The 12,754-nt window shown below is 59.5% G+C and carries 9 protein-coding genes; 1 reads left to right on the top strand and 8 read right to left on the bottom strand.

Features of this window, described 5'->3' with window-relative positions; all coding sequences use genetic code 11:
- Positions 1-12: 12 nt before the first annotated feature.
- The 6 genes from ACFSNN_RS09465 to ACFSNN_RS09440 form a co-directional block, all read right to left on the bottom strand.
- The gene (locus ACFSNN_RS09465; RefSeq protein WP_134460939.1) at positions 13-279 is read right to left on the bottom strand and encodes a hypothetical protein; all 267 of its coding nucleotides are present in this window, start codon (positions 277-279) and stop codon (positions 13-15) included.
- Positions 280-520: 241 nt separating this feature from the next.
- Positions 521-1,960 (bottom strand): DEAD/DEAH box helicase, encoded by a 1,440-nt coding sequence (locus ACFSNN_RS09460; RefSeq protein ID WP_134460942.1) that lies wholly within the window; start codon positions 1,958-1,960, stop codon positions 521-523.
- Positions 1,961-2,819: 859 nt separating this feature from the next.
- A complete protein-coding gene (locus ACFSNN_RS09455; RefSeq protein ID WP_134460945.1) occupies positions 2,820-2,963 on the bottom strand; it encodes an SDR family NAD(P)-dependent oxidoreductase in 144 nt (47 codons plus the stop codon).
- Positions 2,964-3,392: 429 nt separating this feature from the next.
- Positions 3,393-4,574: an anaerobic sulfatase maturase gene (locus ACFSNN_RS09450; RefSeq protein ID WP_134465514.1), complete on the bottom strand. Its 1,182-nt coding sequence runs from the start codon at positions 4,572-4,574 to the stop codon at positions 3,393-3,395.
- A 157-nt stretch (positions 4,575-4,731) separates the two neighbouring features.
- Positions 4,732-5,817 carry an HAD family hydrolase gene (locus ACFSNN_RS09445; RefSeq protein ID WP_134460948.1) on the bottom strand — a complete coding sequence of 362 codons (1,086 nt, stop codon included), beginning with the start codon at positions 5,815-5,817 and terminating at the stop codon, positions 4,732-4,734.
- Positions 5,818-5,908: 91 nt separating this feature from the next.
- Positions 5,909-7,594 carry an arylsulfatase gene (locus tag ACFSNN_RS09440; protein WP_134460951.1) on the bottom strand — a complete coding sequence of 562 codons (1,686 nt, stop codon included), beginning with the start codon at positions 7,592-7,594 and terminating at the stop codon, positions 5,909-5,911.
- Between the two features lie 1,289 nt (positions 7,595-8,883).
- On the opposite strand from ACFSNN_RS09440, the gene ACFSNN_RS09435 reads away from it, so the two are divergent.
- Positions 8,884-10,548 carry an ABC-F family ATP-binding cassette domain-containing protein gene (locus ACFSNN_RS09435; RefSeq protein ID WP_134460954.1) on the top strand — a complete coding sequence of 555 codons (1,665 nt, stop codon included), beginning with the start codon at positions 8,884-8,886 and terminating at the stop codon, positions 10,546-10,548.
- A 4-nt stretch (positions 10,549-10,552) separates the two neighbouring features.
- Here the strand turns inward: ACFSNN_RS09435 and ACFSNN_RS09430 are convergent, their stop codons facing one another.
- Both ACFSNN_RS09430 and ACFSNN_RS09425 read right to left on the bottom strand, forming a co-directional pair.
- Entirely contained in the window at positions 10,553-11,440 is an 888-nt protein-coding gene (locus tag ACFSNN_RS09430) for an amidohydrolase family protein (RefSeq protein WP_134460957.1), read from the bottom strand.
- Positions 11,437-12,741, bottom strand: a complete 1,305-nt coding sequence (locus ACFSNN_RS09425; protein ID WP_134460960.1) for an MFS transporter — start codon at positions 12,739-12,741, stop codon at positions 11,437-11,439. Before ACFSNN_RS09425 ends, ACFSNN_RS09430 begins: the two co-directional genes overlap by 4 nt.
- Between the last annotated feature and the right edge of the window lie 13 nt (positions 12,742-12,754).

Here is a 12,754-nt window from a genome sequence, read left to right as displayed (position 1 = left end):
GGCGGCGTGGAGTCAGAATATCGCTTTGAAGGATGGCGCGTCTAATGATGTCGTTGTCAAGAAGCGGTGCAGCAATGGGTGGCGTGACTGCGAGCGCCGGATCGAAGAAAGATGTGGTCGATACGATTGGCGAGTTGGCTCCATGGCGGTCGGCATTCCCTTGTCCCGCACAATGCCCATGATCGGGACTTCCGCAGGCGAATCGCGCAACGAATTACTCGAATAACGGCGCAAATCCCGAGTGATTTTGACGCGGTGCGGTGAATCGATCAGCTTCATCAGCTTCGCCGTACCTGCTGCTTTGCACAACGGGTGTGACGGTAGGTTCACTCGTGCCTGATTGGTCCGTTCTTCTCTGCGCCCTGCTACGGCGCCCGTTAGATCTTGTCGCTAACGATGGCGCCCGAGAGCGGCGCGCCGGTGGGCATTTGTCCCTTGGCGATTGTGATCAGAACGACGTATAGCCCTTTTCAGTCTGCCGTCATATCTTGCCGGCATCACTCACCCCACCTGATCAGGATTAGCGTTTGCCGCGGCCACCAGCGGGTTTGCCAGCCGGCTTACGTGAGCCCGCAGCTGGCTTGCTGGCGGGTTTGCTGCGCGGCTTTTGCACGCTGAATGGGCTATTGCTGGACAAGCTTGTGCCTTTATTCGTGGCCACAGCGCGTTGCGCCGCAGGCTTGCGTTTGCTTTCGCCAGTTTGCGGGCGCGGTTTCTTGCTGGGCATCTGCAGGGCGCCCGGCGCAGTTTGCGGCACTTTGGGCTTCTTCGGCTTCTTGGGTTTCTTGATGATCTCCCCCGTCGCGCTAGTTTGCGGCACGCGGTGTTCGGCTTCGAAGCCCGGCTCTTCTGCACGACGCAGAGTCTGCCGGATCAGCGCTTCAATCGCGGCCAGTTGCGGCGCTTCATCGGCACACACAAGGGACACCGCCACGCCGCTGGCGCCCGCTCGGCCGGTACGGCCAATACGGTGCACATAGTCTTGCGCCACGATCGGCAGATCAACATTGATCACTAGCGGCAGGTTGTCGATATCAAGCCCGCGCGCAGCCACATCGGTGGCTACCAGCATATTGACTTCGCCCGTCTTGAAGCGCTCCAGCGCACGCAGGCGCGCGGGTTGCGGCTTGTCGCCGTGGATGGTGTCGACCGAATAGCCCGCTTCATCCAGTATGGCCGCCAGGTAATCGACGCCGTTGCGGGTTTTGACGAACACCAGCGCGTGCTCCCAGTTGTTCTCGGCCACAAGGTGCATGAAGAGCTCAGGCTTGTTCTTTTTATCCACCGGCACCACCCACTGTTTGATCTTGCTGGCCGTGGCATTGGGTGGGCTGACACTGATATTGACCGGGCCGCGCAAAATGCCCGCCGCCATGGTGCGGATATCATCGGTAAACGTGGCTGAGAACAGCAGGGTCTGGCGCTGAGCGGGCAATGCGGCAAACACCGCGTTGAGTTCACGCTCAAACCCCAGATCCAGCATGCGGTCGGCTTCATCCAGCACCAGCGTTTGTACTTGATCGAACTGCACTGCGTTCTGGCGATTGAGATCCAGCAAACGGCCCGGCGTGGCAACGAGCACATCCACGCCTTTGCGCAACTTCATCATCTGCGGGTTGATGCTCACACCGCCGTAGGCGGCCAGAAATCGTAGGTCGAGACCTTTGCCGTAGGCGATAAAGCTTTGCAGCACTTGTTCGGCCAGTTCGCGCGTGGGCACCAGCACCAGAACACGCGCGCGGTTGCTGGACACCGCCGGGCCGTGCTGCACTAGCCGTTGCAACAGCGGCAGCGCAAAACCCGCCGTTTTGCCAGTGCCGGTCTGTGCCGCAGCCATGACGTCATTGCCACTGAGCACGGCGGGAATCGCCTTGACCTGCACCGGCGTAGGTGTCTGGTAATTGAGGTCCTGCAAGTTACGCAGCAAGGGATCGATCAGGCCAAGCGAAGCAAAAGACATTGGCGTATTCCGGGCTAAAGCCGCAATTCTAGCGGTTGCCGTCTGATTTGCGCGGCGCAGACATGTTCTCGGTGGATGAGAAGCGCGCATTCGGCCGCTACCAAGGCTTCGATTCCGCGGACTTGAGCGTTTGACAGGTAGCGCTTGAGCATGAGCCACGAAATGTCGTCACCGGGCCAACAGATACAGCTCGAAGTCGGCTCGAAGTTGGCTAAAAGCCATCCACCTTTTCCAGACGCCCGTGGGGTCGCGGACGCCACGGCTAGTGCTGATGCGTCATTGCTCGTTTATTCATGATGTTCGACCAACTGGCGCAATGATTGCAATACGTTGGACGAGCAAGCCAAACTGCTCAAACCAAGCTAAACGTGCTTATCAGGAGCGTTGCCATGACTACCCTCACAATCCAGGACCTATCCAAGGTCGAGACGTTGGATCGTCAAACCATGAAGAACGTACACGGCGGAATTATCGGCGCCTGTGCACCCGGCCCGGAGGCTCAAGCCGGTATGACAGTGAACGATTACGTTAAAGGGCTCTCGCAGTATCTGGGTAACATAGGCCGTCAGAACGGTCTAAATTGCGACGGTTCCGCCGGGCCACGACCCTAGAGCGTGGTGGAGTAGATGCCCTGGGTGGTTCGAGAAGCCACTGGGGCATTGTCTGCTCCGAGGGGGAAGCCGCATAAGTTTAGTCTTGCATATGTTCGACATGAAAAGCAGGCGTTGGCATGACTGGTTTTGAGTTACCCATCTTTACGTTCTTCGATCAAAGGGCGTTCGTTGATGGCGGTTGCGTTGCAATCTAGCTCCGCTAGCCGTAGCGTCTTGTGGATCACACTGGGTGTTCCCGTTACGGATTATCGGATGCACAAGGGAGCAATCTCCTGCGCAAGCGACTCCATCCATCCTTCGACTCCAGATTTTGCAGCGGCATAGTCGCTGCAAAAGACAAGACCAGCAATGCCGGCTGTCGATGAGATCGTGGCCGCGCAAGCACACATGTGTCTGTCGACGTTCCGTCAGCATTTCCGCAACATCACGAGAACAAGTCCTCTGCAATACCAGAAGCAGTTGCGCTTGCAAGAGGCGCGGCAAGATTTGAGGCGACTCCGCTTACCGTGATGTGCACATTCGCAAATGGCAGGCAGCGATTGTTGGCGATCCGCGCTACGGGATCGGACGGCTGCGCGTGTTTGGCCGAACCCGGGCGTACATAGCCGGCCCCAAGGGGAGTTCCTTGGACGACAACCGAGCTTCCGTAGCCGTCCCACTACGGACGATCACGCGCTCCTGGTTCCAACGACGGGTATCGGGGCGGAACGGCCATGCCGTGTCATGACCGATTGGTCAAGAGGCCAACAGCGACGCTGGGTCGATGAGTCTGGCGTAACAATGTGGCAGTGCGTCCAAACACCAATTGTTTATCTAATTTAGGCCGCGGACTGCTTCGCCAACTGTCTGATAGCAGGTCCCGCATGATCGTAGAAGCGACGGATTCCGGAGCAAAGATAGTTCAATCCCGGCTCGCCAGCCGGACTGCGCACGAAACGATTCTTCGGACACTCGCCCCAGCACAGTTTCAGGTGTTTGCACTGCGCGCAATACGCGGGAAGCGAATCTCGCTTGGCGTAGCCAAAACTCTGCTGCCGAGCCGAGAACGCCATCTCGCCAAGGTGCGTCTTGTGTATATTCCCGAGCGAGTAGGACGGGTACACGTAGTGGTCACACGAATAGACTTCGCCATCGTGCTCGATGGCCAATGCCTTGCCGCAAAACTCAGCGGTCACGCAGGTTTGTGCGGGCCTGCCCATCGTCTGCACCACTGCAGTTTCGAATAGATTGACCAGCACGCGACCCACATCCTTCCTGTACCACTCGTCGAACGTTCGCGACAAAAAATAGCCCCAATCGTCGGGATCGACCGACCAGTCAGTCACAACCGAATCGGCATGGCCCGGCTTCGCCGCCGTGCTTCCCAGCATCGGCATCGAATCTATCTGCCAATGCTGTGGCGCGACCGTATGGAAATTCTTTGGCTCGACGCAGGGAATGAACTGGATGTAAGTCGAGTTGATCTCGTTACGCAAAAAACGGTACACGTCTAAAGGCCGTTTTGCATTGACACGATTTACAACCGTCAGTGTGTTGAATTTCACGCCGTGTTTTTTTAGCAGCCCGATGCCTCGCATGACCTTGTCGAAAGTGGGCTGACCTTTACGATCGACGCGAAAGGTGTCGTGTAGTTCACGAGGCCCGTCGATGCTTACGCCTACCAGAAAGTCGTTCTCTTTCAGGAAAAGACACCAGTCGTCGTCAAGCAGCGTTGCATTGGTCTGGAGATCATTCGAAATGCGGCGGTTTTCGGGCGCATAGCGCTTCTGAATCTCGACGATGTCCCGGAAGAACTCAATGCCGAGCATGGTCGGCTCGCCGCCCTGCCAGGAAAAGATGATCTCGTCGCCATTTTGCGCTTCGATGTATTGCCGGATATAACACTCGAGCATAGAGAGTTCCATCCGGCGGCCACGATGCTGATCGAGCAGATGTTCCTTGTGAAGGTAGTAACAATACGTGCAATCGATATTGCATGTCGAGCCGATTGGCTTGGCCATTGTGTGGAACCGGCCCTTCTGTTCGGGTGCCGTGGGTTCCAGTTCCGCATTCGACGGCCGCGTCGGGAAAAAAGTTACAGGCCGCTCTGCTGTTACGTCGTCGAGACTATGCACGCCATTTCTCCACGTATCGGTCTTATCCGGTGAATCGGCCCTGTCATTGCGTCGCGCCCGCTTTCGCAGCGGGAAAGATTGTCTTCCAGTCCTGTTTCATGCTGACCACTATCCAGCCGCGCGCGAGGGCTTCGTCCCACGCCTTGTCGAGCCTGGCAAGCGATGATTGCCGGTCGTAGGCAAACTCGCGCTGCGCATCGTCGTGATGCACGAGCAACGCTAGCCTGGCGCCGGATCCGGCCGCCGTGTATTCAAGCATTTCACGATCGCCGTCGGAATTGCCGAAGGCAAGGATCGGCCGACGACCGATAGCGCGAAAAATACCGACAGGCTTACCAGGACCATCATCGTTGAAATCGAAACCCGGTTGACGGATCAGCACGGGCTTGCCGTCGCGCACCTGATACGACAACTTTTCCTGGGTGCCCACCACATGGTCCGGCGGGATGCCGTAAGCGTCCATTGCCCACACGCGCATGAACTCCGCAGTGCCCCCGGAAACGATCCAGATCTGGAAACCGCTGGCTCGCAGAAGATCGAGCAACTCAAGTTGCGGTTGATACACGAGCTGCGTGTATGGACGACCGAGTGACGGATGCTTCGCGCCGGCCAGCCAGCTGTGTATCTCCGCGTCGTATTCGTCGGTTGTCATGCCGCTGTTGGCGACCGCGACCATCTGCAAGAACGCTTTTCTGTTCTTCGCAATTCCGGCGGTGTCGTTCGCAAGCAGCGCCTGGTATGCGGGCGTGTTCTTCCACTCCGGATGTTGAGGCGCGACGGCCTTCAGTTTCTCGATCATGAACGACAACTGAAACGGCATGGGCTGCTCGCTCCAGAGCGTGCCGTCGTTGTCGAAAACCGCTATACGCTCGCTGGGCGGCACGTATGTGGACGAACCTTCGCGAGTAACGCCGGCAATGAATCTGAGGATGGCGATACGCGCCGCACCGTCGTTCCACGATGGCAATGCAGCAGCCGACGGCTGAACAGAGACGGTCTGACGCGAGGTCTCCGCTGGCGGCGTGCCGTGGCCCGCGCATGCGCTCAGCAAAGAGCACGTGCATAGGCATAGACCCGTAAGCCGAAGCCACCATCGCCACGAGCGCGATCGTTTTTCGCTGCAACGCATGGTTAACTTCTCCGTCAAGTCGGTCGCCACCTGCGCATTGCCGCTTCCGGACAATGGGGCACGTGAGTGTCCGGAAGCCCACAACGCATCATCAGTTGCCGGTCGGCAGCGGGATCTCGAAGCCGTTCTTTTGCAACTGGTCGCGGACGTACTGGAACCTTTCGTACTCGCTCAGTGTGATCGGCCCCGAATACGATTCGCTCTGCAGTTTGCGCGGCGGATACTTCACGTAAGTCTTCATCATTTCCTTGACTGCTCCGCTGAGCGTCGGCAGCGTCCAGGTGTGCTCGGTGTAATTGTTCATGAAGATGTCGTAGCGTTCCTGAGGGTCCTGATACAGATCGAACACCTGCGGGACCGTTGCGACGTAACTCTCCGGTCCTTTCCAGCCGAGATTCGAGTCGACGGCAAGGCCACCTGTTTTCACGCCAGCGTCACCCCGCAGATTGAACACGGCCTTGAACTGGCCAACCCGCACGGCACCCGGCGTCAGTTCGTTCTCCGTGAAATAGAACCACGATGTACGCTTGCTCTTTCCCGTGCCGAACAAAACGGGCGACATGTCATAGCTGTCGAAGATTATGGGCTTGCCCTCGCGATCGTTTTTCGGCAGGTCCACGCCCGCAACCGCCGCGAACGTAGCCATGCAGTCGAGGCCGCCCAGAATGTCATAGTTGCGCGTGTGCGGCTGAATCTTGCCGGGCCACCAGGCGATGGCCGGCACGCGCGAGCCGCCTTCCCGGTCGGTTCCCTTGGTGCCCCGGAACGGCGTGTAACCTGCGTCGGGATAGACATCCTGCCACGCGCCGTTGTCCGTCGTGAATATGACGAGCGTATTTTTGTCGAGCCCTTTTTCGCGCAGTTTGTCGAGGATATGGCCAACTCGCGCATCGAGTTCGACAAGCGAATCGGCGTATTTCGACTTGGACAATGACTTACCGATGTAGTCAGGATCGGGCAGGTTCGGTTGGTGAACTTTCATGAAGTTCACGTTAATGAAGAACGGTTGTCCCTTTTGCGCGGCATCGTCTATATCGTCGAGTGCCGCCTTTTCGATGTAACGATCCACGAACGGAATGCCGACGACGCCTTTTTCGGGCGTGTTTTCATACTCGCCATTGAGCTTGAAATCCTCATGCGCCTTTTCACCTGCTTTGGCCGACAGCATGCCCTTGGTTACCTTGACGAACAGGTCCCGCGTTTGCTGGTCCATGTCGGGAAACCATTTTGGATCCGCATACGTGTAGGCGTTAAGGTGGTATAGGCCGACGTACTTCATGTCGTCATAACCTTGCGCATTGGGAAGCGCATAGTCCGCTTCGCCAAGATGCCATTTACCCGTGAAATACGTGTTGTAGTGGGCGAGCTTCAATACTGAGGCCAGCGTCCATTCGGCATGCGGCAGGCCGCCGCCTTGTCCCTGGAATGCAACTGTCGTCATGCCGCTGCGGTTCGGATTACGACCGGTTTGCAGCGCTGCTCGGCCTGGCGTGCAACTCGGCTGGCCATAGAAATCGAAAAAGGTGATGCCTTCGTCGGCCATCTTGTCGAGATTAGGCGTCGGTATGCCACGCCCCTCGCCGCCCCCGTACACGCCCAAATCACCCCAACCAACGTCGTCTCCCACGATCAATACGATGTTCGGCTTGGATGCTTGCTGCGAGTTGGTCTGGGCGGGCGCATTGATCGCAACACTCAACAGGGCCGCCGCTACCAGGGCGAAGGGCGCGCGTTGCGCCGGTTTCGCGAGTGCCGTAAAGCATGTTCCTGTTTTCATTACGTTTCCCTAAGAATCAATCAATGCCGGGCCCAAGTGAGTACCCTTCGAAGTGAGTTGAATCTCGTACGGCTACAGCGACGCCGCGCCAGTTGAAGGCGGCTGCCTCAACGTTTGCCAGAGTGTCGATCCTTTAAACCTTGGCAACTAAACATGAAGGACGAAGCGTGTGCGGATGGGGCCCTATCGAGTACGCCTTGCTCCTCCACACATCCAGACGAGCACGTGTCGAATCCTGAGTCGTTCGGCAAACGCCCGCCAGGACGTCCCAGCTCGGATCGCCCGCGATGATCAAGAAAGGTTTTGCACCTTTGCGATAGAGGATCGCCTGCCTGCCAGTGACACCGTTTTCTCACAGACACGCAACCCGCACCATAGGTAGTTCGGGCAACCCGATTGCCCCTCGGGGCAACTACAAATTCTGCACCACACGGCGGCTCGACCGAAACTGCCGCATTTCATCGACAGGATCACGACGATATCGCTGGTCTGGAAATGCGTAGGGGCGATAGAAGCGCAAATTTGAACACCCGGGTGCACCGTGGCCCTCGATGCAAATGTGCTGCGCCAACTCAATATATTCGCGACCGAGAACCGATGCAGGCTCGGAGGCCGTGCGGAGCCAGGGGGAGCATGAGCGATTCGGGTGGCGGGTGAGCGGCTGAGTTGCTCACTGACGTCAGGTCTCAAATCTGTAATAAGTTTGCAGACACGACAGCGGAACTTAGCAGGCAGCGATGGTCCTTGATGAGGCATGCTCCCACGCGATCGTCGCTTGCGTCGACATGATCGATGCCGCTGTCACTGTTGGGGTACGATGCGACCTCTGCGCCGTGAGCTATGCGCCCAAGGCATCGCGCGACATGGGCACGGAAACAGTTCTAGAAGCATGCCGGCAGTTGGCAAACCATAGACACCCTTCGGCCGAACATGCTGCCTACGGCGGCTTGCAAACCAAAACGGGCGGGGAATGACGCATTTTATTCAGCTGCGAGCAACGGTTATTTGTCGGGGAACGCATTCGCCCCGGCCGCCGGAAAGCCGTCGTTAAAGAGTCCGACGTCCGCTCGAAAAAGCGCTCGCCGCGCTGGTGCTATCGGCCAGGACCCGTCACTCATCGTCTATTCGCTGACCCCGCAGCCTGAACGCCCGCCGCGCCACTGCCCGCCTCGCTTTGCGGCCTAAGGGCGCCGCAAAGCGCAAGCGGTTCCTCACCCATCCAGCCAGAAAAGAAACAGCCCTGCACGTCTAGTGGGCTATCATGCCTATCCTCTCCGAAGTAGCTCCTTATGATTTCCGTCCGTAATGTCACGCTGCGCCGTGGCGTCAATGTCGTACTCGATAGCGCGTCCGTCACCTTCACCCCCGGCGAAAAGATTGGCCTTGTGGGCCGCAATGGCGCCGGCAAATCGTCCTTCTTCGGCCTTCTCAACGGCACGCTGCACGAAGACAGTGGCGAGTTTTCGATTCCCGCTGCGTGGAAGATGGGCCAGGTCGCGCAGGAGATGCCGGAGACCGAGCAGAGTGCGACCGACTTCGTCATCGACGGTGACACCGTACTGCTGGCCGCGCAGGCCGAAGTAGCCGCCGCCGAGGCCAGCGACGACGGCATGCGCATGGCGCACGCCTACATGGCCCTGCACGACGCCGGCGCACATGACGCCCCCGCGCGTGCCCAGGCGCTGATCCTCGGCCTTGGCTTCAGTGCCGCGCAGCTCAGCCAGCCGGTCAACAGTTTCTCCGGCGGCTGGCGCATGCGGCTGCAACTGGCGCGCGCGCTCATGTGCCCGTCCGACCTGCTGTTGCTCGACGAGCCGACCAATCACCTCGACCTCGACGCGCTCGTCTGGCTGGAAGCCTGGCTCAAGCGCTATCAAGGAACCATGGTCGTGATCAGCCACGATCGCGAGTTCCTCGATGCGGTGACGCAAGTGACGGTGCACGTCGACAACGCCAAGCTCGTGCGTTATGGCGGCAACTACAGCAAGTTCGAAGACATGCGCGCTGAGCAACTGCTGTTGCAGCAGGCCGCGATGGCGAGGCAGGCGGACAAGATCGCCCACCTGCAGAAATTCATCGACCGTTTCAAGGCGAAGGCCTCGAAGGCGAAGCAGGCGCAGAGCCGGGTCAAGGCGCTCGAACGCATGGAGAAGATCGCACCGGTGCTTGCCGATGCGGAGTTCACCTTCGAGTTCAAGGAGCCGCTCAACGTCCCGAACCCATTGTTGTCGATGCTGGACGCGAGCTTCGGCTACGCGGCGCCCACCGACGCACCGCCGGGCACGCCGCCGACGGTCATCGTGCGGGGCATCAACCGCTCCGTGCTGGCCGGGCAGCGCATCGGCATTCTCGGTGCCAACGGCCAGGGCAAGTCCACTCTGGTGAAGACCGTGGCGCACGAGCTGGCGCCGATCGCCGGCGAAATCAGCGAAGGCAAAGGCCTGAACATCGGCTACTTCGCGCAGCAGGAACTCGACGTGCTGCGTCCCCTCGACACGCCGATGGAACACATGATCCGCCTTGCCAAGGACACGCCTGCGCACATGCGTGCCCCCGGCCAGAGCGGCACCGAACAATCGCTTCGCACCTTCCTCGGCACCTTCAACTTTAGTGGCGACATGGTTCATCAGGCGGTCAGCACGATGAGCGGCGGCGAAAAGGCGCGGCTCGTGTTGTGCATGATCGTGTGGCAGCGCCCCAATCTGCTGCTGCTCGACGAGCCGACCAACCACCTCGACCTGGCCACACGCGAAGCGCTAGGCATGGCACTCAACGAATTCGAAGGCACGGTGATGCTGGTCAGTCACGACCGGTCGCTGTTGCGCGCTGTGTGTGACGAGTTCTGGCTTGTCACCAAGGGAGGCGTCGAGCCCTTCGACGGCGATCTGGACGATTACCAGCAGTTCCTGCGCGACGAAGCCCGTCGCATGCGCGAGCAGGCTGCGGGGGAGTAGAAGGTCAGGACGTGAGTTGCGAAATCGGTGTTGTCGGAACGATGTCGCTTGTGGGCTCTTCGTCGAACCCGTAAAACGAGTGCGGGGTCGAGCACAGGATTGCATCGACGAGCGAGGGCGTGAGACCTAAGTCCAGCAGCGCGGAAAGCGTCTGGCTGAAATCTGTCGCGTGTTCAAACTGCGTGTGTGGCCAGTCGCTGCCCCACATCAGGCGTTCGGCGCCAAATACGTTGATCAGTTGGTCCGTGGCATCGCGCATAAAATTCGAGCCAGGCTTTGAGCAACGATAGGCGCCCGAGATCTTGACCCACACGCGACCTGAAGGGCCAAGCGCCAGCAGGTCCTTGAACCCCGGGTCGCTGGTTCCGCTGTCCTGAGCAGGGCGGCCAAAATGGTCCACGACGACAGGCAAGCCCACATCCAGCAAGGAGTCGATCAGCGGCGCCAGGTCCAACGCCTCCCTGTGCAGCTCCACATGCCAGCCGAGATTTGACAAGCGCCGCCATAGCGTCGCGTAGGGTGCCGCACTGACATCGGGGAGCGTCTGCCCGACAAGGTTGAGACGCACGCCTGTAACACCCTGGCTGTTCAGGTGCGCGAGGTCGTCTTCCGAAATATCGGGCGAAACGACTGCCACTCCCCTCAGCCGGGTCCGGTCTCTCGTCAGCGCCTGTAAAAGGTAGCTGTTGTCGGTACCGAGAAAGCTTGGCTGGACCAGCACGGCATGTCCAATATCGCTCGCGTCCAGAAGCGTTCGGTAGGCATCCAGCGTTGCGTCATAGTCAGGTGCGTAGCGCCGCTCGTCCGCGAGCGGCAGTGCTTTTGCAAACACGTGCGCATGCGTGTCAACGCGCGGCAGATCAGGCCGCGCAATGGGTCGTGCCTGAATCATCGCTGGCTCCGGGGATGGTCAAGCGCGAAATCGACATCCGCGACCGGTTGCGAAGCCTGCTCGACCGCAGTCGGCCGCAACCGCTTGCCGCGCGTTTCGGGAAGCAGCAACACGGCAACCATCGCCAGCCCGTACGCAATTGCCGCATCGATACCGATCGCTGTTCCCAGCGACATCGAATGACTCATGTACCCGACCAGCACGGGAAAACCCGCCGAAGCGATGCGGCCAAAGTTGTAGCAAAAGCCGACGCCTGTCCCGCGCATGTCCGCAGGATAGAGCTCGTTGAAAAGCGCGCCCAGGCTGGCCGGGATGCCGGCGGCGAAAAAGCCTAGCGGGAAGCCAAGCACAAGCATCTGCGTATTGCTCAACGGAAGCATCACGTAGGCGAGCACGGTGACGATGCATGAGAACGCAAAGAATGCGATGTTGCGCCGGCGTCCGATACGGTCGAGCAGGTAAGCGCTCGCCATACAGCCGCACCAGAAAGCGACGATGACGACGGCAAGATAGCCACCCGTGTTCAGGACCGACAGATGTCTCTCCTTGGAGAGGAAGGTCGGCAACCAGGTCATGATGGCGTAGTACCCGCCGTGGGCGCCCGTGCCCAGAATCGCGCCGATAACCGTAGTCTTGATGACACGCGGCTGAAACACCTGCGCGATTTGCGCCCACACAGAAACCGCTGGTTCAGCCCGAGACGGGGCGACGCGCACGGGTTCGCGAAGATTGCGACGCACGTACAGGACGAGCAGCGCGGGCAGCAGGCCAACGCCGAACATGACGCGCCACGCCGTGTCTGACGGCAACCATGAAAAGGCGGCAGCGTACAACAGCACCGCGCCGGCCCAACCGACAGCCCACGCGCTCTGCACTGCGCCCATGGCCTTGCCGCGATGCTCCGTGCGGATGGTTTCGGCCATCAACACCGCGCCCGCGGCCCACTCTCCACCGAACCCGAATCCTTGCAGGGCCTTCAGGACCAGCAGTTGAGGAAAACTCTGGGCGAAGGCACAAAGGAAAGTGAACCCCGCAAACCACAAGATCGTGATCTGCAGCGTGCGAACCCGGCCAATCCTGTCGGACAAGGCGCCCGCCAACCAGCCGCCCATTGCCGATGACACCAGTGTCACGCCGCTGATGGCGCCCGCCTGGGTGTGGTCGATGCCATAGGCTGCAATGATTGCCGGGATTGCCAGGGTGAACATCTGCACGTCGAGGGCATCGAGGCCCCAACCGGCGAAACATCCCCAGAAGGTGCTGCGCTCGAGGGGTGTTCCTCGCTTGTACCAGGTGAACATCGTCATCTCCACA

It is taken from the genome of Paraburkholderia dipogonis (genome assembly GCF_042680985.1).
Classification (GTDB): Bacteria; Pseudomonadota; Gammaproteobacteria; order Burkholderiales; family Burkholderiaceae; genus Paraburkholderia; species Paraburkholderia phytofirmans.
Note: the sequence above shows the minus strand (reverse complement) of the source record. Positions and strands in the feature narration are given on the sequence as shown.